Annotated in this window: 22 protein-coding genes and 1 pseudogene (1 of these 23 cut by a window edge); 11 read left to right on the top strand and 12 right to left on the bottom strand. The window is 68.3% G+C overall.

Annotation, left to right across the window (positions count from 1 at the left end; genetic code table 11):
• The 6 genes from KRR26_RS15205 to KRR26_RS15230 all read right to left on the bottom strand — a co-directional run.
• Positions 1–6032, bottom strand: the 5' portion of a protein-coding gene (locus tag KRR26_RS15205) for an amino acid adenylation domain-containing protein (protein WP_217080173.1). Its footprint begins 36496 nt before the window's first position; 6032 of the gene's 42528 nt are visible here — the first part of the coding sequence; the start codon lies at positions 6030–6032; the stop codon falls past the left edge of the window.
• Positions 6033–6112: 80 nt separating this feature from the next.
• Entirely contained in the window at positions 6113–6967 is an 855-nt protein-coding gene (fabD, locus tag KRR26_RS15210) for an ACP S-malonyltransferase (RefSeq protein WP_120207069.1), read from the bottom strand.
• Between the two features lie 9 nt (positions 6968–6976).
• On the bottom strand, positions 6977–8707 hold the full coding sequence (locus KRR26_RS15215; RefSeq protein ID WP_217080174.1) for an AarF/UbiB family protein: 1731 nt from the start codon (positions 8705–8707) through the stop codon (positions 6977–6979).
• Between the two features lie 47 nt (positions 8708–8754).
• Positions 8755–9063, bottom strand: coding sequence for a DUF6312 domain-containing protein (locus KRR26_RS15220; protein ID WP_120207074.1), 309 nt, complete (start codon positions 9061–9063; stop codon positions 8755–8757).
• A 50-nt stretch (positions 9064–9113) separates the two neighbouring features.
• A complete protein-coding gene (locus KRR26_RS15225; RefSeq protein ID WP_147422990.1) occupies positions 9114–9389 on the bottom strand; it encodes a DUF6200 domain-containing protein in 276 nt (91 codons plus the stop codon).
• A gap of 32 nt (positions 9390–9421) precedes the next feature.
• Complete coding sequence (locus tag KRR26_RS15230) at positions 9422–10117, bottom strand: MptD family putative ECF transporter S component (RefSeq protein WP_328707139.1); 696 nt, start codon at positions 10115–10117, stop codon at positions 9422–9424.
• A 217-nt stretch (positions 10118–10334) separates the two neighbouring features.
• On the opposite strand from KRR26_RS15230, the gene KRR26_RS15235 reads away from it, so the two are divergent.
• Positions 10335–12920: an OmpA family protein gene (locus KRR26_RS15235; protein WP_217080175.1), complete on the top strand. Its 2586-nt coding sequence runs from the start codon at positions 10335–10337 to the stop codon at positions 12918–12920.
• Positions 12921–12934: 14 nt separating this feature from the next.
• Here KRR26_RS15235 and KRR26_RS15240 read toward each other — a convergent pair whose 3' ends face one another.
• A complete protein-coding gene (locus KRR26_RS15240) occupies positions 12935–13660 on the bottom strand; it encodes an energy-coupling factor transporter transmembrane component T family protein (protein WP_217080176.1) in 726 nt (241 codons plus the stop codon).
• A complete protein-coding gene (locus KRR26_RS15245) occupies positions 13657–15162 on the bottom strand; it encodes an ABC transporter ATP-binding protein (protein ID WP_217080177.1) in 1506 nt (501 codons plus the stop codon). The genes KRR26_RS15240 and KRR26_RS15245 overlap by 4 nt, the downstream gene beginning before the upstream one ends.
• 322 nt (positions 15163–15484) lie before the next feature.
• Here KRR26_RS15245 and KRR26_RS15250 point away from each other — a divergent pair, with 322 nt between their 5' ends.
• Both KRR26_RS15250 and KRR26_RS15255 read left to right on the top strand, forming a co-directional pair.
• Positions 15485–15967 carry a hypothetical protein gene (locus KRR26_RS15250; RefSeq protein WP_217080178.1) on the top strand — a complete coding sequence of 161 codons (483 nt, stop codon included), beginning with the start codon at positions 15485–15487 and terminating at the stop codon, positions 15965–15967.
• 108 nt (positions 15968–16075) lie between these two features.
• Positions 16076–17026 (top strand): DUF4382 domain-containing protein, encoded by a 951-nt coding sequence (locus tag KRR26_RS15255; RefSeq protein ID WP_217080179.1) that lies wholly within the window; start codon positions 16076–16078, stop codon positions 17024–17026.
• A 51-nt stretch (positions 17027–17077) separates the two neighbouring features.
• Here the strand turns inward: KRR26_RS15255 and KRR26_RS15260 are convergent, their stop codons facing one another.
• A complete protein-coding gene (locus KRR26_RS15260) occupies positions 17078–17707 on the bottom strand; it encodes a flavin reductase family protein (RefSeq protein WP_217080180.1) in 630 nt (209 codons plus the stop codon).
• A 43-nt stretch (positions 17708–17750) separates the two neighbouring features.
• Here KRR26_RS15260 and KRR26_RS15265 point away from each other — a divergent pair, with 43 nt between their 5' ends.
• Positions 17751–18470, top strand: a complete 720-nt coding sequence (locus KRR26_RS15265; protein WP_233577093.1) for an ArsR/SmtB family transcription factor — start codon at positions 17751–17753, stop codon at positions 18468–18470.
• 153 nt (positions 18471–18623) lie between these two features.
• On the opposite strand, the gene KRR26_RS15270 is transcribed toward KRR26_RS15265, so the two are convergent.
• On the bottom strand, positions 18624–19610 hold the full coding sequence (locus tag KRR26_RS15270; protein ID WP_236068630.1) for an RNA ligase family protein: 987 nt from the start codon (positions 19608–19610) through the stop codon (positions 18624–18626).
• A 270-nt stretch (positions 19611–19880) separates the two neighbouring features.
• On the opposite strand from KRR26_RS15270, the gene KRR26_RS15275 reads away from it, so the two are divergent.
• The 4 genes from KRR26_RS15275 to KRR26_RS15290 all read left to right on the top strand — a co-directional run bounded on the left by KRR26_RS15275 (position 19881) and on the right by KRR26_RS15290 (position 22984).
• On the top strand, positions 19881–20261 hold the full coding sequence (locus KRR26_RS15275) for a 6-pyruvoyl trahydropterin synthase family protein (RefSeq protein ID WP_217080181.1): 381 nt from the start codon (positions 19881–19883) through the stop codon (positions 20259–20261).
• 134 nt (positions 20262–20395) lie between these two features.
• The gene (locus tag KRR26_RS15280; protein ID WP_120207132.1) at positions 20396–21148 is read left to right on the top strand and encodes an ABC transporter ATP-binding protein; all 753 of its coding nucleotides are present in this window, start codon (positions 20396–20398) and stop codon (positions 21146–21148) included.
• The gene (locus KRR26_RS15285) at positions 21145–21927 is read left to right on the top strand and encodes an ABC transporter permease (RefSeq protein WP_120207098.1); all 783 of its coding nucleotides are present in this window, start codon (positions 21145–21147) and stop codon (positions 21925–21927) included. Before KRR26_RS15280 ends, KRR26_RS15285 begins: the two co-directional genes overlap by 4 nt.
• A gap of 22 nt (positions 21928–21949) precedes the next feature.
• Complete coding sequence (locus KRR26_RS15290) at positions 21950–22984, top strand: ABC transporter substrate-binding protein (RefSeq protein WP_217080182.1); 1035 nt, start codon at positions 21950–21952, stop codon at positions 22982–22984.
• 116 nt (positions 22985–23100) lie between these two features.
• Here KRR26_RS15290 and KRR26_RS15295 read toward each other — a convergent pair whose 3' ends face one another.
• Entirely contained in the window at positions 23101–23427 is a 327-nt protein-coding gene (locus KRR26_RS15295) for a YnfA family protein (RefSeq protein ID WP_233577110.1), read from the bottom strand.
• A gap of 398 nt (positions 23428–23825) precedes the next feature.
• Here KRR26_RS15295 and KRR26_RS36835 point away from each other — a divergent pair.
• Both KRR26_RS36835 and KRR26_RS15300 read left to right on the top strand, forming a co-directional pair.
• A pseudogene (locus tag KRR26_RS36835) lies at positions 23826–24017 on the top strand (IS3 family transposase); the annotation flags it as partial.
• Positions 24018–24407: 390 nt separating this feature from the next.
• Positions 24408–24575, top strand: coding sequence for a hypothetical protein (locus KRR26_RS15300; protein WP_233577605.1), 168 nt, complete (start codon positions 24408–24410; stop codon positions 24573–24575).
• A gap of 288 nt (positions 24576–24863) precedes the next feature.
• Here the strand turns inward: KRR26_RS15300 and KRR26_RS15305 are convergent, their stop codons facing one another.
• On the bottom strand, positions 24864–25124 hold the full coding sequence (locus KRR26_RS15305) for a hypothetical protein (RefSeq protein WP_147423156.1): 261 nt from the start codon (positions 25122–25124) through the stop codon (positions 24864–24866).
• Between the two features lie 363 nt (positions 25125–25487).
• Between KRR26_RS15305 and KRR26_RS15310 the strand changes: the two genes are divergently transcribed.
• A complete protein-coding gene (locus KRR26_RS15310) occupies positions 25488–26210 on the top strand; it encodes a PD-(D/E)XK nuclease family protein (RefSeq protein ID WP_328707142.1) in 723 nt (240 codons plus the stop codon).
• Positions 26211–26220 lie beyond the last annotated feature (10 nt).

Here is a 26220-nt window from a genome sequence, read left to right on the forward strand (position 1 = left end):
ACCGCAGGCGCGCTCCCCATCTCACGGAAGCACCGCAAGGCCTCCACGGCCTGCGCTCGCGACGAGGCGACGAAGGCCAGCCGCTCCTCCATCGCCGCACGACCGACCTGGAGGGTGTATGCCACGTCGAGGAGCCGCGCCCCTTGAGACTGGGCCAGGGACTCCTCCAAGCGCGCCACCTGGCCGCGCAACCCTTCGGCATCTCGCGAGGAGAGGACGAACAGCTCCGGCCCGTCGGTTACGTCCTGGGGCGTCGGAGCCAACGCGGGCGGTGACTCCAACACGACGTGCGCATTCGACCCCCCGAAGCCAAAGGAGCTCACCCCGGCGCGTCGAGCCATGACGTGCCCACCGTCGGTCCCCGCTGGCCACTCCACGGCTTGCGTGGCGAGGAAGAAGGGGCTCCCCTTCAGGTCGATGTGGGGGTTCTGCTCGGCGCAGTGCAGGTTCGGAGGAATGCGCTCCTGGCGCAGCGCCCCGATGACCTTGATGACGGCCGCGATGCCCGCCGCGGCCTCCAGGTGGCCGACGGAGGACTTGAGCGCGCCCAGGGCACACACGGGCCGCTCCACCGCGTGCCCCCACTCCGCATAGAGGCCCGAGAAGGCTTCCTTGAGCGCATTGACCTCGATGGGGTCCCCGAGCGACGTGCCCGTGCCGTGCGTCTCGACGTACGAGACAGTCTTTGGGTCGACCGCGGCCTCTCGGTACGCGGCGCGGAGCAACTCCACCTGCGCGCCCTGGTCCGGCGCGGTCAGGGATTGCGCGCGCCCACCATGATTCTCCGCCGACCCCAGCAGGACCGCGTGGATGGCGTCGCCGTCCAGCTCCGCGCGGCGCAGTGGCTTGAGCAGCAACATGGCCACGCCCTCGCCGCGCACGTAGCCATCGGCGGACGCATCAAACGTGGCGCAGCGAAAGCGCGGGCTGAGGTATCCGCCGCGCGCGAGGCTCGCATGGAACAGCGGCCCCAGCAGGAGGTTGACACCTCCCACCAGTGCGAGCTCGCACTCCCCCGCGAGCATCGACTGACGTGCACGATGCAACGCCACGAGCGAGCTGGAGCACGCCGTGTGGATGGGCGCGCTCGGGCCCCGAAGGTTCAGGAAGTACGAGAGGCGATTGCAGAGGACCGCATCGGAGACTCCCGAGAGCGTGTAGGCGTCAATGGCCTGCTGCTCGCGGCACTGGACCTCCCAATACTCGGAGCCCGCCGACCCGATGAAGACGCCGGTACGGCTGCCGGCCAGTGCCGTAGGGGCATAGCCCGCGTCTTCGATGCAATGCCACGCGGACTCCAGCAACAAGCGCTGGCGCGGATCCAACAACTCCGCCTCGCGGGGAGAGATGCCGAAGAACGCCGCGTCGAAGCGCTCCACGTCGTCGATGAACCCCGCGCGAAAGCGAGGCTCGACACCGAGGCGCGACAGCTCGGCGCGGAATGACTCCATCCCAGGTCGTCCACGCGGAGGCTCACGAACCCCCTCCGCACCGCGCGCCAGGGCCGCCCAGAAGGCCGGGACATCCTCCCCGCCGGGCAATCGTCCCGAGAGGCCAATGATGGCGATGGGCTCGCCCTCCCGAGGCTTCGAAGGCGTCACGCGAGGCGCGGGCAGCACGACCTTCGGCTCCGGCGAATGCACAGGGGCCACGGGCGCGCGCGCCGCGCGAGGCATGCCCGACAGGTGCTCCGCCATCGCCCGCAGCGTCGTGTAGCGATAGAAGGCCGTCGGAGACAGCTCGACCCCCAAGCGCGCGCGAATCCGAGATGCCAGCGCGGTGAATCGAAGCGAGCGGAATCCATATTCACCCAAGGGCCGATCGAGCGCGATGCCCCCCGCGCTCGGCACCACCTCTTGCGCGAGCACACGAAGCACCTCGGCCCAGTGCCGCGAGTCAGCGGCCCGAGGACCATCGTCCGCGCGGGAGCCAAAGGACTCGGGAGCCTCTCTCGCGAGCCGGACGCGGTCGATCTTCCGGTTCAACGTGAACGGGTACTGCGCCACGGCATGAAAGGCAGAGGGCACCATGTGCTCGGGCAGCCACCGGCGCAGCTCCTCTCCCAGCGAGTCCACCGTGCGCGGTCGCGCCAGCCGGACATAGGCGACCAGCCGATCATCCTGGCCATCAGCCTGGCGCAGGACGACCACGGCCTCCGCGATCGACTCCAGCCGCTGGAGCGCGGCCTCAATCTCCCCCAGCTCGATGCGATACCCCGCGAGCTTGATCTGGGCATCGACCCGCCCCACGTAGTGAAGCGCTCCGTCCTCGCCCAATCGCACACGGTCGCCCGTGCGGTACATCACCGCGCCAGGAGGCCCGAGGGGCTCTGGCACGAAGCGCTCCGCGGTCTGGTCCGGCCGATTCACGTACCCACGCGCGACCCCCGCCCCGCCGATGAACAGCTCGCCGGTCTCCCCTGGCGCCACTGGCGCGCCGCGCGCATCGAGGACGTGGCATCGCGTCTCCGCGATGGGCGCCCCCAGGTGGATGGGCGCATCGGAGTGAACCTCGCCCGCCGTGGACCAGATGGTGGTCTCGGTGGGGCCGTACACGTTCCAGAGCCGGGTGACGCGTGCGAGCAACGCGTCAGCCAGGTCGCGAGACAGCGCCTCACCGCCACACAGCGCCACCACGTTCTCGCGGCGAGACCATCCCGCCTCGATGAGCAGCCTCCACGTCGAGGGCGTCGCTTGGAGCATGGTGACCTGACCGCGCTCCAGCAACTGGCGCAGCTTCACGCCGTCGTGCGCCGTCTCGGTGGACGCAAGCTCGACCGTCCCGCCCGTGACGAGCGGCAAGTACAGCTCGAGGCCCGCGATGTCGAAGCAGACGGTGGTGACGGCGAGAAGGCAATCGCGCGGCCCACACGCCAGGGTCCGAGCAAAGGACTGAAGGAGGTTCGTCAGCGCACGGTGCGAGACCTCGACGCCCTTGGGACGCCCCGTCGAACCCGACGTGTAGATGACATACGCGGGCCAGTCCGCCCGAGGCGCCTCCCCACCTGGACCTGCCCCCTCGTGCCCAGGTGCGTCCACGGGCACCGAGGCCACGCGGAACGAGGCTCCCGAGCGCACGCCCTCCACGAGCACGCACCGCACGCCCGCGTCATCGAGCATGTAATCGAGTCGCTCGCGTGGATAGGTCGGATCCAACGGCACATAGGCCGCGCCGGTCTCCAACGTCCCCAGCAGCGCGGGGATGAGGAGCGGACTCCGGTCGAGCAACACCCCCACCCGCGCGCCAGCGCCCACCCCCTCGGCGCGCAGCCGCGCCGCGATGCGCGCCGTCTGCGCAACCAGCTCCGAGTAGCGCAGCACCCCGTCGCCGCACCGCACGGCGATCGCATTGGGAGTCCGCCGGGCCTGAGCACGCACGAGGTCAGGCAGGCACGGCAACTCAGAATCCGACCGCACGGGGTCCTGAAGGGGCTCATGTGCCCACGTGGCCGGCGCATCCGAGGTCGGCAGGAGCTCGGACGCCAGCTCCGCCAGCGCGTGGCGTGCGGCCCCACGAGCCAGCAACACATCGAACTCCCCCATGGGACCGCAGTCGTGCCAGCTGAGCGCACACGTCCACTCGGGGCCGAGGGCATCGCGCAGCGCCTCGGGATCCACGCCTGGAGGCGCCTCGGGCTCTGCCCTCTCCCCCAGCGCATTCCGCGCGCGGAGCGCCACGGCCTGAGTACGCGCGTTGGGCACGTTGCGAAGCGCCACCACGCCGCGCGTGGAAGCCAAGGCCGCGGAGAGCCCCGACAGCCCGCCCACGGAGGCCCAGGGCAACACCGTCACAGGCTCCCGCCGAGGCTCGCTCCCCACGCGCAGGACGACGTCGTAGCGGAAGCGCGTCAGCTCGTTGTGCGTCCGCCCTCGCTTGGGAGAGAGCGCGACGCCCATGAGGCGCGGGAACCGGCGGCGCAGCGCGAGGAAGAATGAAGGGTCGAGCACCAGCTCGGACTCTTCCGCGAGGGAGGCGCGCCATGGGTCCAAACCCGACGCATCCACGTGCTGCGCGGACAGGAGCCGCAAGTTCCGGACGTCACCAATGAACAGGCACCCTTCCGGCGACAGCAGCGCAAGGGCCGCGTCGAGGACCCGCAGCAGGTACTCCGTCGTCGGGAAGTACTGGACGACCGAGTTGAGCAGGATGGTGTCGAAGCGCCGCCCCGCCACGCAGCGAAGGTCGTCCGCCGGAGCGACCTGAAGGACGACCTTGCGAGCGTCATCGCCCAACCGAGGCAGGTGCGCGCGGACATGGTCGACAGCGACCGACGAGAAGTCGAGGGCGGTGTACGACTGGCAATGAGGAACCAGTCGCCAGAGCAGGAGTCCCTTCCCACAGCCCAGTTCCAGCACGTCACGTGGCCCGTGCGCGAGCACGTCCTCGACCGTCGCGTCGACCCACTCCCGCATCTGCGCCTTGGGGATCGGCTGTCCCGCGCTGTCCCGCCAACAGGCCGTGTCGAAGAGCGGATCCCCCGAGACCTCACCCCCGTAGGACGCGTCGTATACCTCGCGCCACCGTTCGAGATGTTCGGAGGCGCGCGAGTCGCGACGCTGCAAGTCGTCCAGGGCCGCCTCCCAGCGCGTGCACAGACGTGACGCGGTCGCCGCGTCTTCTCGGGTCCGAAGCGCGACGTTCTGCCCATCGAGCCGCAGCCACCACCGCGCTGCGGGGCCTGCCTCGGCGTCGCACGGCGCCCCCCACTCGACCTCCACGGAGGCGCCACGCTGCGACAACTCGGGGTAACGCGCGCGCAGGTCAGCGAACCGCACCGGCTCGGCAGGGAGGGAGTCCAGCGTTTGCCGCAGCGCGGAGACACTCGCCGTGGCCCCAGGCTCGACATCCCACTCTTGAACGAAGAGACCGCACGTCGCGAGAACACCCTCGCGTGCCATCCTCCGCAACGTCGCCAACCGAGGGAGGGTTGGTTCCGTCGGCAGCGCACCCGCCAGGAACGCGGAGGTGATGGCAGCCTCGGCGCCCGCCCTCCCCCACGAGGAGCGGATCCGCGCCAACAAGCGCTCGGACAGCGCCACCTCTCGCCAGGGCGACGATGGAGGCACGTCAGGCAGCGTGCGCCTGCGGGCGCGCCATCGCGCCTCGTCCTTCGAGGCCACGCCACTCCACCGAGCCAGCTCCTCCGCGAGCGGCCCTTCGGGAGTGACAAACCGCGCCCCAGGCACGACACCCCACTCGCCATACCGCGCCGAGGGCAGGGGCGTGCCGTCATGCTCGCACAGCCCACTGAGCAGCAGCGCCTCCCCTTCCGTGGCGACGCGAACGTCCGAGCCCTCCACGTCGAGAATCGTCCCCGGCGCAGCGGTGCTCCGCGAGGTCAGCACGCGCGCCGTGCCCACCCGCATGGCCTTCCCATCCAGCCACACCTTGGGCGTCCCCACCGGGTTCGCCGTAGGACCGAAGTCGAGCGCGCGGATCCACGCGGCGATCCGCGTCGCGGACCCACGCCAATCCAAGAGGCACGCCGGCGTGGGCTTCTGACCGCGCGAGTGAAACAGGGTGGGCGCGCCCGCCTGTGGCACTTCACACAGACTCCCCTGCGCCAGCCCCACCACGAGTTCGTCGAAGGCGGCGAGCCCCTGCTCATAGCAGCGGAGGTTCAGCGAGAACGACGTCTCGTCCTCGGCGAGCGCGAACGTGCGTGACACCAAGAGCGGCCCCGCATCGGCCTCGGGCGTCATCCGGTGCCAGGCGATCCCGTGCGAGCGCTCCTCATTCAACAAGGCCCACGTCGCCGCGTGGAACCCCGCATACCGAGGCAAGGGGCCATCGTGGAAGTTGACCGCCATCAGGCGCGGGACCTCGAGCAGCGCGGGGGGCAGTAGCGAGAAGCAATAGACGCTGAAGAGGACATCGACCTCGTGCGCACGCAGCCACTCGGAGCCGGCCGATACCTCCTCCACGGCGACTCCCTGCTCCCGCGCCCACTGACGCAGCTCCTCCGCGGGAGTCAGCACCGCCACCAGGTCATGCCCGAGCGTGCGCGCACGCTCCGCGCACGACACCAGCATCGAGCCCTCCCCCACGAAGGCACACCTCAGGCGTGAAGGGCGCCCCTGCCTCGCGAACGAGGAGGGGCCTCTATCGGAGGTCATGACGCCACCTTCCGCCGGATCTGTGCGATCAACGTCGTCAGCACGCGCCCAGGCCCGACCTCCTCGATGTCGGCCGCCGATTGGCGCAACAGGTGCTGAACGGACTCCTCCCAACGCACGGGCGCGGTGATCTGCTCCACGAGCAAGCGTTTCAACGCACCCGGTGGATACGGCTGCGCCTCGACATTGGAGATGACGGGAATCCGAGGCGAAGACAGCACGAACTCCGCCAGGAACGACTCGAACTCCCGTCTGGCTTCACCCATGTATCGGGAGTGGAACGCGGCGCTGACCGCCAGGCGTTTGAACCCCCTCACCCCCACCCGGGTAAAGACAGACTCCGCCTGCGAGAGCGCCTCCACCGGGCCTGAGAGGACTTGCTGCTCCGGCGCATTGAGATTGGCGAGATCGAGCATGTCCAGATGTTCCTCATGCAACACATCCCGCACGCGCGAGGCAGACAGCCCCACGACCGCGGCCATTCCTCCATTTCGAGCCTTGGCCATCACCGCCGCCCGGCGCTGGACGAGTCGCAAGCCCGTGACGAAGTCGAAAGCCCCCGCCGCGAAGAGCGCGTTGTATTCCCCCAGGCTGTGCCCGGCGACCAGCTCCGGCCGCTGTCCCGTCTCTCGGACCTTCTTCAGATAGGACAGGGCATTCACTACATACAGCGCGGGTTGGGTCCACGCTGTCTGGTTCATCCTCTGGTCGCGGTCCTCCAAGCAGAGCGCGCGAACCGACCAACCCAGAACCGCATCGGCTGCCGCCACTTCTTCCGGCGCGCTGTCGAATAACTCCGCGCCCATCCCCACATGCTGAGAACCCTGTCCTGGGAAAACATGGATTCGCATATAAACCAGTCATATCACCCGACGGGTCGGCAAGTGACTATCTCGCTCAGCAAAACGCACGGCGAGTCGCCACAGCCCCCAGGCGCAAATCGACGCGCACGTCACCGCCAGCCCAAGTTCCAACAGATCGGGCCGCAAGCCATTGACGAGCGTTCGCTCCACCCAGGAGTCAGGGGAAAGGTGAATGATCAAGGCAACGCGAGCCGCGGCCACCGAGAAGACCGCGACAAAAGCCAGACAGACAACACTCAAGAACGCAGCGACATGCGAGACGAGGTAGGCCCCTGCCGTGGGCTCGGACGCGAACGGAAGGGAGGAGAGCGTGGACTGCTGCGCCTCATCCTGCGCGGCCTCGCGCGCGGTGAAGGGGGCCTGACCAATGACATCCCAGTCCGGGGCCGGCGGCGTGGCGGCCTGGGCAGCCAGGAGCCGGCGCGCCGCTCGGCGCACGCTCCGCTTGAAGAACCGGCGGAGCTGTCCCGCGACCCCGAAGCGCGGGTGGAGAGAGAACAGCGCGCCCTCCAAGCGGCGCAGCTCCTGGCAGGCGCGCAGCACCGCCGAGTCGAAGACGATGGGGTGGCGGCGCATCGTCGCGAGGACCGTGTCGAACAAGGCCCCGAACGAGCGCAAGTCGCCCGGCAGCGTCTTCACCTCCGAGCGCTGCGCCCAGGCGCGAATCTCCCGAGACACGACCTTCTTGAGCTGGTGCGGCTCCAGCGGAGGCAGGGGCTCGGCCAGACGCAGGAGCGGAAAGAACGCCCCCTCGTAGGAGCGGCGCAGGAGCGCATGCAGCAGGAAGTGGAAGGCCTCCGAGCGCGGCACGCCCAGCTCGGACGGCAGCACGAAGGGCTCGAAGCGATAGCAGAACGTGTTGTTCCCGAGCAGGAGGATGTCCTCGGGGCCCTGCGTGGGGACCAGCGTCCGGGCCTCGACCAGCTGCCGCATGAACGCCTTCCAGAGTCGGCCCGCCAGCAGCTTGGGGTCGGTGTCGTTCTCCGTGTACCAGGCGTCTGGACCTCCCACGTCGAGCGCTCGCGCCTCGACCTCCGCCAGCGTCGGCGCCTGGACACGCTCGGCCACGAGGACCTCGGCGCGGCAGAGCTGCTGGAAGACATGGGGATAGCGCGCGCCCCGGTAGCTCCGGACCTGCTTGCGCAGCTCACGCATCGCGTGCGCCTGGATGCGCAGATCCAACCCGTCGCGCAGCGAGGCACGCAGCTCGCGCATCAACCGCTCCCACGGCGCATACGCAAGCTCGCGCGTCCGACTCAGCCGCGCGAAGAAGGACTCCATCTCCGCGAGTTCGCCATGGAGCTGAGGCTCCGCGTCCGGGCGGCGGACAACCACCCACACCGGCGTCCCGCTGCGCTTCAGCGTCGCGGTGTGCACCTGACCGAAGAAGGAGACCCGCACCGGCCGCGGCTCGAACGCCTCCAAGCGGCGCTCCATCATGCTTCCGAGCACGCGGGCGACGAGTTCCTGTGCATCGTCGATGGGACGAGCATCTCCCGTCTCTCCTCCGCCCTCGAGGTGCCGACAGAACTCGGTGGGAAAGACATCCAGGCGTGAGGCGATCAGCTCGCGAGCGCGCCACCAGAAGCCGCCCAGTGAATCCAGACACTGCCGCGCGCGCCGGCCCAGGGACTCCGCCTCTTCGGGCTCCTGCTTCGCGCGCCGAAGCACCCGCACCAACTCGCGGATGCTTCGGCGACGCGCCAGCTCGCGGATGCTCCGGCGCAACCTCCTCCCCAGTCTCGTGGTGGCCATGTCACCCGGAGCAGGGGGCGCTAACCCATCTTGCTACGGAAGACCTTGGCCGCCTTCAACATGGCGCGCTGGCTGTTCGACGACATGTTCTTGAGGGCGCCATCCTTCTCGTCCTTGTCGTCGCGCGCGCTGCGGTCCGCCAACGCCTCCGCCCCCGCCAGTTGGGCGGCGTTCATCGCCCGCACCATCTTGGAGGCCCCCGCCAGCTCCTTGGAGCCCTTCTTGCGCTTGGGCTTCCGCTTGTTCTTGGCCAGGGTGATCATCCCGTCCGTGGGGTGCAGGTAGCTGATCTTCTCGACGGACTTGGCCAGCTTCACTTTCTTGGTCATCAGAGTTCTCCTCGAGCGCTCATGGACAGATGTGGGAACTCAACAGACGCCTAGAACAGCCCACCCAGCGGAGACCTCGAGCGCCTCTTCTTCGGCTTGACGCGGACGAGGACGATGACCGGCTGGGCATTCGCCGCCACCCGCCCGGCTGCCTGCAGGTCCTGGAGCGTCTCGCGGACGTCATCCAGCAACCGCCCCTTCCCCTTGCGCAGCTTCTTGACGGCCTTGGCCTTCTGCTTCCCAAGGTCGATGAACATCGGATGCGCCTCGCTCGCCAGCTTGGCGGTGGCGGGGTCGGCGGTGGAGATCAAACCTTTGGCAGACATCGCTTCTCCTTCGACGGACGGGTGGATTCACTTCACGCGGGAGGGGCCGCCGCCAGCTCGGGCTTCACCGGAGCCGCGGCAACGAGTCCGGCCTTCACGAAGTGCTTGCGGAGGATACGGCTCGCGAGCGCGCCACCCGCGAGGGCGCCCATCACAGTGAAGACCAGCACGAAGGCGCCCATCCAGAAGTTGAACATCGCCGCGCCCTCGAGCCACTTGGCCCGCACGGCGGGCTCCATGTTCGCCGCGAAGCGCTCCGGGTTGATGACCACGACGGAATAATTCCCCACCGCCTCCAATGTCTTGAAGACGATGTAGCCGGTGATGACCGCCGAGAGATTTCGGAACGACTGCACGCCCGCGATGAGGTCACCCAGCAGGCCCGCGAGCAGGATGGGCGGAATGGCCGAGTACATGCCCACCGTCGACACCAGCACCGCGTAAAGGACAGACGTGATGAAGAACACGCCGCGTTTGTGCACCCGCGCCACGAGGATCATGTACAGCGGCGCCATGAGGAACGCCCCCACCCCGCCATTGAACAACCCCATTCCTGGAATGGGTTGCAGGATGGTCTGCATGACAATATAGACCACGAGGATGAGCGCGTTGAAGACGCCGATCGTGATCAAGTCTCGGACATTCAACTTCTGCGTCGCTGGTCGCAATCCCTGCCCCCGGCTGAGAGCGACCGAGAAATCACAGTTTGATTGTGCTTTCTTCTTCAACTCGCGCGGGTTCGTCGCCCGCTGAACATTCTCCGGCCCGACGTGCCTGGTAGCGAACGTTCAGGCTCCCCTGAGTGCATTCGGCCCCACCCGGCGCATCGGCTGCCCAAGCTGAAGACTGTTCATGACCATCACCCTGGAATGACAAGGGATTGCGCGCGCCCGGGGCATCGGGCAGGAACGCACTCGCACATAGGAATCCAGAGGGACAATCACCATGTCCACGGCCGAGGCCACGAGTTACACGTTCCGGGTCGTCAATGCGGATGGGTCAGTCTTTGGCAAGGGGTGCTTCACCCACGAGGGCCCGCCCACGCAAGGAACCGTCACGTTCCCATCGTCGGGGGGGCCCAAGCTCACCGCGCTCTGGTACCACGACCCTCGGGTCGGAACGCTGCAGCTCAAGGACGTGCGCGCGCTCGCATTCGCGCCGGAGCGCTTCGCCCTGGAGCTGACCAGCGCGGACAACGCTCGGGACATCAAGGCGGGAGAGGCCGGCCCCGCGAAGCCCGCGCCGCTGAGCAGCCATCGCAGCGCGGAGGGAGACGCGGCCTCGGCGGGACGGCGGCTGGAGTTCCCGCGGCCCTCGGGCGCGGGAGAGGCGCCAGAGCCGCTCTCCGTCGTCGACCTGGTGGTGGCCATCGACGCCAGCAAGTCCATGGTGGATGAGGCGGTGTCGCTGAGCGAGACGTTCAACGCCGCGGTCGAGTCCTCGCGCATCCACTGCCCCTCGGACTTGCGCATCACCTACCTGGGCGTCGAGGGCACGTTCGGAGGGACGCGCTTCGACACCACCGTGCGGGAGTACCTCACGCAGCATGTCGGGGTGAATGAGGAAGCGCTGCGCAGCCGCCCGTTCACCTGGGTCGCCGGCGGCAAGGTGCGCGAGGACGGCGCGCGCACCATCGAGGATCTCGCCACCCACTTCGACTGGCGCCCCGAGGCCCAGCGCGCCGTGTTCTTCCTCGGCGATGAGGCCATGGAAGGCGGAGGAGACGTCAACGGACGCGACATCGTCGCCGCCACACGGGCCATCCGCGCCGCGCAGCGGGCGAGCGTCCGCGTGCACACGTACCTGGGCACCACGCGCGCCACGGCGTGGGAGCAGGAGGCGCTCAAGTCCGAGTACGCCCGCGTCGCGCGTGAGACTGGAGGCCAGCCCTTCCTGGTGCAGGCATCGCTCCAGGGCTTCCAGCGCATGCTGGAGGGCGTCATCTGCGGCAGCAAGTCCACGGGACAGCCCGAGGCGTGCTGCTGCTGTCAGGCGTCAGTGGAGGGCACGTCGCCCGCCGCGACGCCCGCGCAGCAGGACAGCACCAGCTACACGTTCCGCGTGCTGAGCGCGGATGGGAACCTGTTCGGCAAGGGCTGCTTCACCCATGAGGGCCCGCCCACGCAGGCGCCCCTCTCCGTCCCCAACGCGGGCGGCCCCAAGCTCACCGAGTTCTGGTACCGCGATGCCATCGTCGGCACCGTCAAGCTCGCGGACGTGCAGCGCCTGGCATTCACTCCGGAGCTGTTCGCCCTGGAGTTGATGCAGGCCGACCACGGCCTGAAGGGCGACGGGGCCTCGGTGTCCGCGCCCGGCGCCGTCACCTTGCATCGAGGCGCGGAGGGCGACTTCGCCAGTCAGGCGCGCACGCTGCAGTTCCCCCAGCGCGCCGAACCCACCATCACCGTCGAGGAGGGCGAGGTGACGGTGCCCAGCGTGGACCTCGTCGTCGCCATCGACGCGAGCAAGTCCATGTCGGATGAAGCCCTGGGGCTGAGCGAGATGGTGAGCGGGGCCATCAAGGCCTCCCAGTCGCGGTGCCCCTCGGACCTGCGCGTGACCTACCTGGGCGTGGAGGGCATCTTCGCGGGCACCCGCTTCACCACCACCGTGCGCGACTACCTGCTGAACCAGGCCCACGCGAACGAGGGCGAACTGAAGAGCCGGCGCTTCACGTGGATCGCCGGCGGCAAGGTGCGCGAGGACGGCGCGGCCACCATCGAGGACCTCGCCAATCACTTCGACTGGCGCCCCGAGGCCCAGCGCGCCGTGTTCTTCCTCGGCGACGAGGGACTCAACGCGGGAGGTGAAGCCAAGGCGCGCGACGTCGCCGCCGCCAGCCGCGCCATCGAGACCGCCCAGGCCCAACACGTGCGCGTGCACACCTACCTGGGCACGACCAAGGCCAGGGAGCCCGAGGCGCTCGAATCCGAGTACGCCCGCGTGGCGAAGGAGACGGGCGGACAGGCCTTCACGGCCCAGCGCTCGCTCAGCGGCCTTCAGAGCATGTTGGAGAGCGTCATCTGCGGCAGCAAGCCCGCGCCCCGCGTGACGACCGAGCCCTACTGCTGCTGCCAGGGCGCCCTGGAGGACTTCGTCCCTCCCCGTCCCCCCGCCCTCCCCGTCGAGCCGCCCCCCGTCGCGCCGCCGCCCCCCGTGACGTCTCCCCAGGTCGTCATCGAACAGGGCAAGCTGCGCACGCTCGACAAGGTCTTCTTCGCCAGCAACAAGGACAACGCCGTCAACGAGTCCCTGCCCATCCTCGACCAGGTCGTCGAGGTGCTGCGCGCCAATCCAGACATCCAGAAGCTCCGCATCGAGGCGCACACCGACAACGCGGGCGGCAAGGCCTACAACCAGGACCTGTCCGCGCGCCGAGCGCGTTGGGTGCAGCAGTACCTGGTGCAGAAGGGCATCGTCGCGGAGCGGCTCGAGAGCGCGGGCTTCGGGATGACCCGCCCCATTGACGTCAACACCACGCCGCAGGGACGCGCCAACAACCGGCGCGTGGAGTTCGTCATCGTCGAGTAGCGCGAGGCGCCTCGCTACACGACGAAGTGGTCCACCAGGAAGAGGAACGCGCCGGCCAGCAGGGTGAGCCCCAGCCCCAGCGAGTCCCGTGGGGCCCAGACGAGCGGGCGGTACCAGCTCTTCGCCCCCTCGAACTCCATGCCGCGCGTGAGCGCGGAGATGGAGAGTTCCTCGGAGATGCGCACGGCGCGCATCAACAAGGGGATGACGGTCAACTCCAACGTCTGCGCGGGGTATGCGTAGAAGCGCCGGATGCTGGGCGCCACCCCGCGCAGGCGCATCGCGTCTCGGATGCTCGCGTACTCGTATTGGAGCGACGGCACGAAGCGGATCGCCACGGCCAAGGGCAAGGTCACCTGTCGTGGCACGCGCAGGCGCTCCAGGGCCTGGATGATGGCCGACAGGTCCTCGAGCCTCACGAGGTAGAGCAACAGCAACACGGGCGACGAGAACTTCAGCACCGCGAACGCGAAGAAGCGGCCCACGAGCCCCAGCATGGACACGCTCGTCCCCGCGCGCGCGAAGGTGACGAAGAGCACCAGCGGAACGGCCAGCCACAGGAACCGCGCCACCGTCTGCCGTTGCCCCGCGACCAGCCCGAGCACCAGCACCATCTCCATCAGCAGAATCTGCGCGGTGATGGTGCGCGTGAGGAACGCGCCCAGGCCCACCACCACGAGCTGGAGCAACTTCAGCCGGGCATCCTGCGCCGCATAGGCGTTGGGGACAGGCGCGCTCATGTCCAGATCCACGCGGCGTTGGGGGACACGGGCAGATCCAGGTCCGCGCGCAGCCTCCGCGCGGAGGAGAGGTCCAGCCGGTAGTCCGCGGCCGTGCGCCCCTGGTCGATGCGCAGGATGCGCGGACAGCACTGCGCGAGCAGTTCGTAGTCGTGGGAGATGACGAAGACGACCTGGCCCTGGTCCGCCAGCAGGCGGATCTCCTCGCCCACGCGCTGGAGGTTCGTCGCGTCGAGTCCGCTGGTCGGCTCGTCGAGGAAGAGGACATCCGCGTGGCGCATCGCCGCCACGGCGATGGTGAGTCGCTGCTTCTGTCCGCCGGAGAGGGCCTGAGGATGGCGCTCCGAGAGCCGGTCGATGCCAAAGCGCGCGAGCGTGTCCAGCGCCCGCCTGCGGCTCTCGGCGGTGTCGGGCAGCCCGAGCATCAGCTCCTCGATGACCGACTCGGTGTAGAGCTGGTAGTCCGCGTCCTGAAGCACGAAGAAGGAGGCCTTGCGCCGCTCCTCCGGAGTGAGGACGCGGTAGGCATGGCGGATCCGCCCCGTGCGCTGCGCCACCAACCCGGTGGCCACTCGCGCGAACGTCGTCTTCCCTGAGCCGTTGCGGCCAATCAGCCCCACCACCTCGCCACGCGACGCCTGGGCCGTGACGCCGTGGAGCACGACACGCTCGCCGAACGCGAGCGACACGTCGTGGCCCTGGAAGTGGATGTCGTCCCGGCTCACGGGAGGCAGCGTGCCCAGGCGCGCCTGCGCGAGGTCCACCTGACGAAGCCCCCGCGACTCCAGCGCCGACGGTGGCAGCGCGTGCAAGGCCTGGCGGTCGAAGATCTCCACGATGCGCCCCTGCCGCATGTGGATGAGCTTGTCGAGGATGGCCGCCAGGTAATAGAGCCGATGCTCCGCGACGAGGACGACGGAGCCATCCTGGCGCAGCAGATCGATGATGGTGCCCAGGTGCCGCGTCGCCTGCGGATCCAGGTTGGCCGAGGGCTCATCGAGCACATACACGCTGGGCCGCATCGCGTAGGCAGATGCGAGCGCCACCTTCTGCCGCTCGCCCGTGGACAGCTCGAAGACGCTGCGGCCTCGGAGCGCTTCAATCTCCAACCGCTCGAACGCCTCGTCCACGCGTCGTCGCATGAGCTCGGTGGGCACCCCGAAGTGCTCCGAGGCGAAGGCGATCTCCGACGTCGCGGAGGTGGTGAAGAACTGCGAGCGTGGATCCTGGAACACGCTCCCCACGCGCTGGCCAATCTGCCCGATGGACCACTGACTCACGTCCTGGCCCTGGATGAGCACCGTGCCGTGAAAGGCCCCCTCGAAGAACCTCGGCACCAGCCCGTTCACCACCCGCGTGAGCGTCGTCTTGCCGCAGCCGCTCGCCCCCACCACGACCGCGAGTTCCCCGGCCTCCAGCGTCAGCGAGACGTCCTCCAGGCCATCGCTGTCGCCGCCCTGGTACTTGAAGGAGACGCCTTGTAGCTGCACGACCGGGGGCATGTGCGCGGGGAGGACCGTAACCCCGTATACCTGGGACTTCAAGCCGAGCCCGACGCGCTGGGTGCGATGCCGCTCGCCGCACGCGCATCGCGCACGAAAAGGCAGGCCACCACGTGGGCCGCGGCGACTGTGGCGCGGAGCACAAACGCACCCACAAGCACGGTGAGATTCGTGCAAGCGAGAGACGAATTCTGTCGTGTCAGTGGACTTGCGGGCGAGCCGTGGCCGTTCCGCGCTCGACTCGGTCCTTTCCCCTGGGGAGGGCGCCACCGCGAACGCCGCGGTGACGAACATCGTCTCGTCTCACTTGAGGAGGATCTCGATGCGCATGCGGCCAATCAACTCAACCGTTGTCCTGGGAGCGCTGTTCGCGCTGCTCGCCGGCGGATGTGGAGGGAGTGCGGGAGCAGATGCCGAGTGGGGCACGGGAGGGGCCAACCTGGGAGCCTCGCCGGGCATCGCGAAGGATGGGCGCGGCGTGGAAGACGGAGGCGCCGGTGGCAATGCCCACGTGAGCGTGTGCCACATCCCCCCGGGCAATCCCGCCAACGCGCACACCATCATCGTGGGAGCGCCTGCCGTGGAGGCGCACCTGCGTCACGGCGACACCTTGGGCGCTTGCGGCGGCGATGCCGGCACTCCGACGGACGGCGGCAGTTCCGAAGTGGACGCGGGCTCCGGTGGAGCGGAAGACGGAGGCTCGGCCTGCCTCCCCCAGGGCGCTGAGTGTGACTCCCAGGGCGGCTCCACCTGCTGCGACGGAATGACGTGCAGCGCGGGGCAGTGTTCGCCGGTCATCGGCTGAAACCACCCCGTAGCACGAAAGACTCTTCTTCCCATTCCTTCACCACGTCGTATCACCCAGACGCGGGTGGCTCACCCAGCCACCCGCGCCATACCTGAGTCATTGCCAATGCCAAACTTGCGACACCTCGCTTCTTCTCTCCTGCTGGCGACGAGCCTTCTGTGCCTGGCGGCCTGTGGTGACAACTCCAAGGCGCGTGTGACCGTGAAGCTCACCGACGCGCCGGGCGACACGTTCGAAAAGGCCGTGGTCACCATCTCGAAGGTCTACCTGAAGGGCAGCGCCGAAGGAGACTCGAAGGGAGACGCGAAAGGCGATGTCGTCCTCTTGAGCACGCCCGTGACGACCAACCTCCTCTCGCTGGCCAACGACGCGGCGGATCTGGTGAAGGATGCCGAGGTTCCCACGGGAACCTATCGCGAGCTGCGCTTCGTCATCACGGGTGGCTATGTGCAGGTCAAGCAGGCATCAGGCGGGAGCCGGGTCTACGCCACGTCCACCACGTACGAGGGACTGCCCGCGGGAACGCAGGTGGACGGAGAGCTGCAGATGCCGAGCGCGGCCAGCTCCGGCCTCAAGGTCAAGTTCGACAAGGATGCCGACGTCACCATCACGAGCGAGGATAATCAGAAGGTCATCCTCGTGGACTTCGACGTGGCCCAGAGCTTTGGACACGTGGCGGGCAACTCTGATCGCTGGGTGATGGGGCCTGTCATCAAGGGCGCGGACCTCCAGTTCTCGGGCAATGTGAAGGCCACGCTGAGCTTGGGCGCGGGGGTGACGCTCCCCGGCGTGGGCGACGCGCAGGTCCAGCTCGGCGGGTTCTCCGCGGTGCTGACCAATGAACTGGGCAGCCAGGAGTCCCTCGCCTTTGTCGCGGGCACCAATGGCGTCTACGTCGCGGACTTCAAGTTCTTGCTGCCCGGCACCTACCAGGTGGATGTGGTGGCGCCCGCGGGGGTCTCCTTCACCACGCAGCCGGCGCATCCGCTGACCGCCACGGTCGGCTCGGGCGCGGAGTCCTCTGCCGCGTTCACGTTGACAGCGGTGACACGCTAGCCGCCGAGCCGCTTCGGCCCGCGACGCGCGGTCCGCGGGCCGAAGCCGCCTTCATGTCTCCGCGCGGAAGTTGCGCCCGAGCACGGCCCCGGTGCCCACGTAGTGGCGGAAGACATAGAGCAGCGGCTGCCACTGCTCGACGTCCACGTGGTGTGTCCCTGGCACGGTGATGCGCTCGTGCGCGTGCACCCGCGTGACGCGCAGCTCGGCGATGGCGAACCCTGGAGCGGCGCCCCCCGACAGGACCGTCGCCGAGTGGACGTTCAGCAGGACCGCCTCCAATTGCAGCGGGCACTCGCCCACGCGCGGAGGGGCCACGGTGTCCGAGGCCACCGGTGTGAACCCCGCGCGTTGGAACTTGCGCGGCTCGTGAGAGTAGCCCATCGCTTGCTTCGTCTCGGGCACGGGGTTGCGGCCCGTGGTGGGCGCCAGGGCCTCCACCTGACGCCACTGGGACGCGGCGGGCAGATTGATCACGGCCTCGCGCGTGCGCATCAGGTTGGACAATCCCTGCCCCATCCCGCCCAGCCCCAGCACCAACCGGTCATCCAGCGCCCACGCGGACGACAACGGGCTCAGATTGGGAGAGCCATCCTCCTGGAGCGTGCTCAGCAGCACCACGGGCGTGCCGAAGTAGAGGATTCGAGGAGCAATCACACGATGAGGAGCAAGCGCGGTCATGCGCGCTTCCCTAAGCCCCGAACGGACTGCGATGTTTCGGCCCATGCCGAAGCATCCCCGCCCGCGGCCGGCACAGCCTCGCGCCATGCCCCACCCCATCGACCTGGCGCACCTGGCCTCGCTCATCGGAGATCCCGCTCGCGCGATGATGCTGTCGCGCCTGATGGAAGGCCCCGCCCGCACGGCAGGCGAGCTCTCACGCGACGCGCGCGTCTCGCCGCAGACCGCGAGCGGACACCTCGCGAAGCTCCTGAGTGGCGGCCTCCTGGGCGTGGAGGCCCAAGGCCGTCACCGTTACTACCGCCTCGCGGGCCCCGAGGTCGCACGAGCGCTGGAGGCCCTCGGCCTGCTCGTCCCGCTGCGAGCCGCCCCCATGAGCACACCGGAGCCACTGCGCTTCGCTCGGACCTGTTACGACCACCTGGCGGGCACGCTGGGCGTCGCCCTCGCGGAGGGGATGGAGCGGCGCGGCCTCCTGGAGTCCAGCGAGGAGGGGTTCGCCCTCACGCCGCCCGGCGCTGAGTTCGTCGCCCACTGGGGGGTGGACGTGGAGGCCTTGACGCGGGGGCGGCGCGCGTTCGCGAAGCGCTGCCTCGACTGGAGCGAGCGCCGCGCGCACATCGGAGGCGCACTGGGCGCCGCGCTGGCGGAGCGCCTCTTCGCGATGCGGTGGCTCGCGAGGCGCACGGAAGGCCGCGGCGTGAGGCTCACCGTCGAGGGCCGAACGGGCTTCGAGCGCGAGCTGGGTCTGTCCTGGCCATGAGCCAGACAGCTCCTCGGCCGACCCGCCCCTCTTCCCCTCGCCCGCCAGCCCCAGCCGAGGTGCCCGTCGAAGTCGCAGGCGCAGGACACGAAGCGGAGGCCCCAGCGCGCCACGGCATCATCGCGCGGCCCGGACGGCCCACGGGCGCGCAGCTCACGCGAGCGCCGCGCGGAGCAGCGGCAACGCCCCTTCTCGGATTCGAGCGGAGAGCTGCTCCTCCTCGACAGGACTCAAGGCGCGACATGCGGCGGGAAAGGCCAGCTCCAGGTCGACGCGAACATCGAGGATGACCTCTTCGAGCAGTGGCTCCAGCGGACCGCGTCCCCACTTGGACAGCGCGCTGGCGATGCGCGCGGGATTGATCAACCGTTGAGCCCACGAACCCAACGCATCGACAGACAACGGCTGGTTGGGATTCCACGCCGCGCTCTCATCGAAGCGCCCCTCGTTGAACTCTTCAATCTTCCGCTTGCTGGAGGCACGCGCGCTCGGAGGCGCCGGCAGCTCGCTCTTGATGACGACCCCCTCCGCGATGTTCACCTCGAGCGAAGGCAGTCCCAGCATCGCCGGAACGAGGGAGGGCCTTCGCGTAGGAACAGCGGCGACCTCGGCACGGGTTCCTCGACGAAGCACGGGAGGCGTGCTCAAGCCCGCCTCCTGCGCGGCGGCCTCCAGGTCGCGGTGCGCGATGAGGACTCCCTCATCCTCATCCGAGCGGGCGATGAGTACATCGAAGGGAGCCCAGTGCAACGCGGGCGAATACCAGATGCCCGTCTGCACGGCGAAGAGGCCCGGGACCGAGGGAACCTCCGGATGCGGGTAGTGACCGCCGAAGAGCTCCCCGTAGAAGTACACCCTGGACTGCTCGGCGCGAAGGGACTGGACCATGTGGAGGGCACAGGCACGCAAGCGCGCTCGTAGCAACTGCCAGCCGAAGAACGGCTCGTCCTCACTCAGCCACGCCTTGCGCTTTCCGAAGTGCACCGCGCCACCGTGGACAGCAACCACGAGTTGGGCGCCGTGGATCTTCTCCAGGGCAATCCACGGACCACCGGGACTCGGCTGCGCTCGGTTCTCACCGGCAGCGGGCATCTTGGCATAGGGACGAAAGAGCAGGGTCGGCGCCACGGGCAGGAGCATGACCGAGGCGGACGCAAGAGCCCACCAGGAAACGACCGCCCACAGACTCAGCCCACGTGCGGTTCCTGAAAGGAGCCCAGGGGCGCGTGTAGGCCCGCGAGCAGCCCTCTCTTGAAGCCACCGCGGTCGCGCGTGAACCGCTTCGGGCCGCTGGGTCCGAGCGCTATCATGCCGCCTCCGGAAGAGCGGCAGGGAACCACCGAACCTCGTTGCCAACACGGCCCGAGCAACATCCCAGAGTCTTCCACCTCGACCTCAGGGCGGATCGCGATGCACTACTTGAGCCTCACCGGCGAATTCAAGGCATCCCACGCAGTCACCTTCCCGGACGGCCAGCGCGAGCCACTGCACTCGCACGACTGGTGGGTCCGAGTCTGGGTGAAGGCGCCCGCCTTGAATCACTGGGACGTCATCCTCGACTTCAAGGACCTCCAGAGCATCATCGACCGCGTGTGCCGGGAGCTGCACGACTCGAACATCAACGAGCACCCCTACTTCAAGACGGTGAACTGCACCGCCGAGCGCGTCACCGAGTACGTGTTCAAGCAAGTGGAGTCGGGGCTGCCCGAGGGCGTGCTGCTCGACCGGGTCTTCCTGCGCCGGACCGGTGGCGAGTTGCCCGAAGCCGAGTACGCGCACGCGAGGGACTGACCGCGGAGGCCCCCTGTCTCACTCCGCGCTCGCCTCGCGGAAGCGGGGCGGTTAGAAACACTCCCTGCATGGCGCCTCCTGGCCTCCCGTCCCCCGCTCCCCAGGCCCCCGACTCCGGCAGTGGGGGCGTTCGCGTGAAGGTCGAGGGACTGCGCCGCACCTTCCCGGGCAACATCAGCGTGCTGGCAGGGCTGGACCTGGACGTGGCACCCGGCTCCTTCGTGGCGCTGCTCGGCCCCTCGGGGTGCGGCAAGTCCACGCTGCTGCGGCTGGTGGCCGGACTGGACCGAGCCGAGGCGGGGCACGTCACCTTCACCCCGACGCTGGAGCGCACCCCAGGCGAGCGGGCCCCCATCGCCTACGTCTTCCAGGACGCGCACCTGCTCCCTTGGCGCTCGGTGCTGGACAACGCGGCGCTGCCGCTGGAGTTGACCGGCGTGCCCAAAGCGGAGCGACAGGCCGCCGCGCGGGCCGTGCTCGAACAGGTGGGGCTCGGGGACGCCACGGAGCGCTACCCCGCGGAACTGTCCGGCGGCATGCGCATGCGCGCGTCCCTGGCGCGAGCGCTCGTCACCCATCCTCGCCTGCTGCTGCTCGACGAGCCCTTCGCGGCCCTGGACGAGCTGACCCGCGGCCGTCTGGATGATCAACTCCGCGCCCTGTGGCGCAAGCTGGGGATGACCGTGCTCTTCGTCACCCACTCCATCTCCGAGGCCGCCTACCTCGCCGAGCGGGCCGTGGTCCTCTCACGACGGCCCGCGCGAGTGGTGCTGGACCGAACGCTGGAGCTGCCAACGGAGCGCACCGCCGCCCTGCGCACCGAGGCCGCCTTCGCGCGCGAGGCCCGGCTGCTCAACGAGGCACTGGAACAAGGAGAGCACTGGTGAACCGCTCGACCCTTCGCGCGGCGGTTCCTCCGCTGGTGGCGCTCGTCGTCTTGTTGGCCCTGTGGGAAGGCGCGGTGCGACTGCTGGAGGTGCCGCGCTGGCTGGTGCCCCCACCGTCAGCGATTGGAGCCGTGGGTGCACACGAGGCCAGCGCGCTCCTCGGTGGCGCGATCACCACGGGCCGCTCCGCGCTGGTGGGGTTCGGCTTGAGCGCGGTGCTGGGCGTCCTCGTGGCCGTCCTCCTGGCCTCCTCGCGGATGGTGGAGCGCGCGCTCTACCCGTACACGCTCTTCTTGCAGACGGTGCCCATCGTGGCCATCGCGCCCCTGTTGGTGCTGTGGTTCGGCCCGGGCCCACGCGCGGTCGCGGTGTCATCCTTCATCGTGTCGCTCTTCCCGGTCATCGCGAACACGCTCACGGGGCTGCGCTCGGTGGATCCGTCGCTGCGGGACATGTTCCGACTCTATGGCGCGCGGCGGCTCGCCACGCTGTGGAAGCTGGAGTTGCCCGCGGCGATGCCGCACCTGTTCACGGGGCTGCGCATCGCCTCGGGCCTGTCTGTCATCGGCGCCATCGTGGGCGAGTTCGTCGCGGGCTTCGCCGAGGGCTCGGCGGGGCTGGGAATCCTCGTCCTGGGCGCATACCGTCAGCTGCGAACGGATCTCTTGTTCGCCGCGGTGCTGGCGGCCTCGGTGTTGGGTCTGGTGTTGTTTGGTGCGGTGAGCCTCACGGGTGCCCGGCTGCTGCGGCGCTGGCATCCATCGGCGCAGGGAACATGACTCGATTGGGAGGGATTGGAACGTGAGCCGACGCCTCGTGAAACTGTTGGGCTGCGCGGTGCTGCTCGTGGCCGCGGGAGCCTGCTCGCGCCAGAAGGAGGAGTCGCAGCCGGGCTCCCAGACCGCCACGGCAGCGAGCGCCTCCACGCCAAAGCCAAACACACCGGCCAAGGTGAAGCTGGCGCTCAACTGGGTGCCGGAGCCCGAGTTCGGCGGGTTCTACGCGGCCCGCGAATCGGGGGCCTTCGCGCGTCAGGGACTCGACGTGGAGATCCTCGGCGGTGGAGCTGGCGCGCCGGTGCAGCAGATGGTGGCCACGGGCCAGGCGGAGTTTGGCATCAGCGGCGCGGATGAAATCCTCACCGCGCGAGCCCGGGGCCTGGATGTGATTCCATTGTTCGCGGTGTATCAGACGTCGCCGCACGCGATCATGGCTCACGCCTCGCGCGGGGCGAAGAACATCGCGGACGTGCTCTCATCGGGCACGGTGGCTTTGGAGCCGGGCCTCTCGTACGTGGCCTATCTCAAGAAGAAGTACGGCTTCGACAAGGTGAAGGTGGTGCCCTATGACGGAGGCGTCGCGCGCTTCGTCGCGGACAAGAACTACGCTCAGCAGTGCTTCGTCACCGCCGAACCCCTCGCCGCGAAGCGCCAGGGCGCCACGCCGGCCGTGTTCCTGGTCGCTGACGAGGGCTTCAATCCCTACCTCGCGGTGGTCATCACCCGGCGCCAGTACTGGAAGGAACAGCCCGAGCGAGTGAAGGCCTTCGTGGCCGCAGTGCGCGACGGCTGGCGGACCTACCTGGACAACCCGGGCCCCACCAACGCGGTGATGGCCAAGCTGAACACGACGATGGACGCGGAGACCTTCGCCGCTGCTGCCGAGGCCCAGAGGCCGCTCATCGACACCGAGGCGACACGGTCCCAAGGCCTGGGCACCATGAGCCGCAAGCGCTGGGAGCAGTTGGCCCAGCAACTCGTGGACCTCGGCACCATCGAGCAAGCGCCCGCCCCAGACGACTATCTGGTGCCAGAGTTTGTCAGCGCACGAGACTGAGACTCAACCGACCGAAACAGAACGGCAGGAGAAGGCGCGCTCCGAAGCGCGCCGCCACCTGTCGGCCAGGGCGTCCTTCGTCGCATCCCGCCTGTGAGCCCGATCGAAGTCAGGCGTCAGCGACGGGGAGCCAAGACGATGATCGCCATTCCGATGAGTGCCACGACAGCCCCCGTGACGTCCCATGCGCTGGGCCGTTCTCCTTCGACGAACCAGAGCCAGAGCAAAGCCACCGCGATGTAGACGCCACCGTAAGCGGCATACGTGCGAGAGGCGCCCGTGGGATGGAGCGTCAGGAGCCACGCGAAGACGCCCAGGCTCACAGCAGCCGGGACGAGGAGGAACGGTGAGCGACCTCCGCGCAGCCAGAGAAACGGCAGGTAGCAGCCAACAATCTCCGCCACCGCGGTCAGCACGAAGAGGCCCAAGGCCCGCCAGAAGATGAGCACGCGTCACTCCGCTCCACACCTGAGCTTCGCTGGGAAATGTGGCACCAGAGAGGTGCGCGTCCCCAGCCGAGCCCCTCCACCCCAATCGGTGATCATGCGGGACCGAGGCAGCCCCCCAACACTCAGCAGGAAGCCGCGGTACCCGACCAGCCAAAACTGTCTGGGCAGAAGGCCATAGCCCAGAAATAAGCTGGTGTAGCCCCCATTTCAAACGGACAGGTCACTAACTCATAGGACCCGCCTAGGAATGGACGCGAAGACACACGAAGTCGAAGTCATCCAGCCATCCCGAGCAGGACGCCGTCGACGCTTCAGTGCGGATGAGAAGCGCCGGTTTCTGGAGGAGACGATGGTGCCCGGGCAGAGCGTTTCCTCGGTGGCACTGACCTGCCTACACCGCCCACGAGACACGAGCGTTCGGCGCAAAGCTGGGCCTGCTCATCCGAACAACTCCAGCATACTCACCTGAGAGCAACGGGATGGCGGAGTCCTTCGTGAAGGGCTTCAAGCGCGACTACGTCCAGCTGGCTCGCCTGGACAGTGCGGAGGCCGTCCTCCAACAGCCGCCCGCGTGGTTCGACGAGCAGCATCACCTCTCCGACCGTGTCCGATTTGACGGGGGGGCAACTCCACGACTGCCTGCGGGACCCAACCGGGCATCGTCGCTACTGACCCGTGAAGTGCACCCGCATTGACACCGAGGCCCTCGCACGGGACCGAGACCAGCTCTGGGCAGCGGCCGTCGAGCGATGTCACCGCGGCGAGGAGTGGTGACTGAGCCACGAGGATGCGGCGGGAGTCGAGCAGCAGGCCGCACTCCGCCAGGAGAACTACGGGGACAGCCGGAAGGAGGTCATCCTGAAGTGGCTCCTGGAAATGCCGGCAGAGAAGCGCCCGTCCGACGTGACAATTCTTCAGGTCGGAGTCGAGGCATTCACGCTCCCCCAGCACAGGCCGACCCGCGACGCTCACGGGTGATTGGCGCAGCCCTGAAGGCGCTGGGCCTCACCCGGGGCCAGCGCCGAATGGGGGACGGGAAGCGCCCGCTCGCCTACTACCTGCCGGACGAGCTGAAGAATGCGCCCATGGAGAAGCGCGGCGAGCATCGGTCCGGGTTAGGCAATCCCGCCGGCTACGAGTGAGCCGCGTGTTCGCCGAACAGCCTCTGGATTACGCACCGCCATTTGCAGCTGGCTTCGAAACAACCTACGCAAGCTCACGAACAGTGTCGCGAGCGCCGAGAAGCCCGCCGACGCACTCGGCGCAGAGAGTCGACGATGGCCAGTGGAGATTCCGCCAGAGAGAGCGTGTCCCGAGTCGGCTCACCTGGGAACTCCACAACCCCTTCGAGCCGACCCGTGACCAGTGCTTTGCCTCAGCCGCCGTCGCGTCGGTGCCCTCCACATCTGCGGACACCCTCAGCAGAAAGCCTACTCCTTCTCTTGGATAGGCGAGTTTAGCGTCACGCCGGCAGCTTCATGACGAACATAGGTCGCCTTCTTGCCGCATCCCTGGGCCCCAAACACGGAGCCTGTTCCACGCTCAGTCAGACCAGAAAGCATGACGACATCGATCTGGTCCTTGGGGCAGCCAAGATCGAATGTCGCACGGTCCTTCGTGAGTTGCACACCAGAGGCCAGACAACCGGACATGCTTACCGCAGCCACGACGACAAGAAGCTTTCGAACCATCGCAGACTCCAAGGATGTGTGGGGTACGCCACTACCACATCCCGACAGCAATTTCTAACCCGCAATACGACTCAAGGCCGATCAAGGTGATGTCGTGAGAAATGCCCGCAACACGCCCACTGGCCGATGAGCACGACGCCACCGGGCATGCCCGCACCTACAAGACACTACCTCTTGCCATTGTCCTCACAGGCGACTCGTTGCACTAGCGAAGTTGCAATGGAGCGTAGCGAGCAGGAGCTAAAAGCCGCCCGGTCGAACTGAAGACCGCGCCAATGGAGAAGTGGCGAGCATCGGTTCGGGTTCGGCAACCTCGCCGGCTACGAATGAGCCACTCCCGGAATCCGCACGCATTTAGGGAGAGTGACGCCATCCTGCAACGCACCCACGAACAGCCCCTCCGTCATCGCAGGGGGCATCCAGCAGCTGAGCGTCTCCCAGCTCAAGCGCCACAAGCAGTGCCCGCGCGCGTGGTACTTCGCCAAAGTGCTACGCGTGCCCGAGCCCACCACGGGAGCGCAGCAGGTCGGCACCGAAGGCCACGCGCAGCTTGAGCACTTCCTGTCGACGGGCGAAGACGTGCTCGGAGCCTTTGTGAAGGCAGGCGCGCACCTCCTCCCCTCGCCCGGCCCCGACCTGCTCGTCGAACAGCCCCTCGACGGCGAGCCCCCACTGACGGCGGGCGGCATCCCCTTCACCGGTTTCATTGACCTCGTGGACTCGCGGCGCCTCGCCTCTGACGGCGTGCTGCGCATCACCGACCACAAGTTCACCAGCCGCATCGCCAGCAACGCGGCCAGTGCCGAGCAGTTCGCCGACGCCGACACCGAGCCCGGCCTGCAAATGGTCGGCTATGGCGCGTGGGCACTCGGCCAGGCCAACCGCTTCCCCGGACTACGCGTCCTGGAGCTGGAACACCTCTACTACCAGACACGAGGCCAGCGCCTTGCCGCGTCCGTCGTCGCGACCGGGTCAAGTCCCGAATCGTGTGTAGTCGGTTCGGAGGGGGTACGGGGGAGGAAAGCTCCTTGGCGGCATCATTCAGCGGTGCCTGGGTTTGAAGTCAGCAAGGCCATGTCGAGGTAGCGACGGTCAT

This window comes from Citreicoccus inhibens (assembly GCF_019039035.1).
GTDB lineage: Bacteria > Myxococcota > Myxococcia > Myxococcales > Myxococcaceae > Citreicoccus > Citreicoccus inhibens.

What these genes read in the sequence shown, in the direction of transcription:
- KRR26_RS15260 (WP_217080180.1), bottom strand. Translation starts at nt 17,707, where the DNA reads ATGACCGCGCTTGCTCCTCATCGTGTGATTGCTCCTCGAATCCTCTAC.
- KRR26_RS15305 (WP_147423156.1), bottom strand. Translation starts at nt 25,124, where the DNA reads ATGGTTCGAAAGCTTCTTGTCGTCGTGGCTGCGGTAAGCATGTCCGGT.
- KRR26_RS15245 (WP_217080177.1), bottom strand. Translation starts at nt 15,162, where the DNA reads ATGCCCCCGGTCGTGCAGCTACAAGGCGTCTCCTTCAAGTACCAGGGC.
- KRR26_RS15265 (WP_233577093.1), top strand. Translation starts at nt 17,751, where the DNA reads ATGCCGAAGCATCCCCGCCCGCGGCCGGCACAGCCTCGCGCCATGCCC.
- KRR26_RS15255 (WP_217080179.1), top strand. Translation starts at nt 16,076, where the DNA reads ATGCCAAACTTGCGACACCTCGCTTCTTCTCTCCTGCTGGCGACGAGC.
- KRR26_RS15270 (WP_236068630.1), bottom strand. Translation starts at nt 19,610, where the DNA reads ATGCTCCTGCCCGTGGCGCCGACCCTGCTCTTTCGTCCCTATGCCAAG.
- KRR26_RS15275 (WP_217080181.1), top strand. Translation starts at nt 19,881, where the DNA reads ATGCACTACTTGAGCCTCACCGGCGAATTCAAGGCATCCCACGCAGTC.
- fabD (WP_120207069.1), bottom strand. Translation starts at nt 6,967, where the DNA reads ATGCGAATCCATGTTTTCCCAGGACAGGGTTCTCAGCATGTGGGGATG.
- KRR26_RS15225 (WP_147422990.1), bottom strand. Translation starts at nt 9,389, where the DNA reads ATGTCTGCCAAAGGTTTGATCTCCACCGCCGACCCCGCCACCGCCAAG.
- KRR26_RS15250 (WP_217080178.1), top strand. Translation starts at nt 15,485, where the DNA reads ATGCGCATGCGGCCAATCAACTCAACCGTTGTCCTGGGAGCGCTGTTC.
- KRR26_RS15240 (WP_217080176.1), bottom strand. Translation starts at nt 13,660, where the DNA reads ATGAGCGCGCCTGTCCCCAACGCCTATGCGGCGCAGGATGCCCGGCTG.
- KRR26_RS15235 (WP_217080175.1), top strand. Translation starts at nt 10,335, where the DNA reads ATGTCCACGGCCGAGGCCACGAGTTACACGTTCCGGGTCGTCAATGCG.
- KRR26_RS15220 (WP_120207074.1), bottom strand. Translation starts at nt 9,063, where the DNA reads ATGACCAAGAAAGTGAAGCTGGCCAAGTCCGTCGAGAAGATCAGCTAC.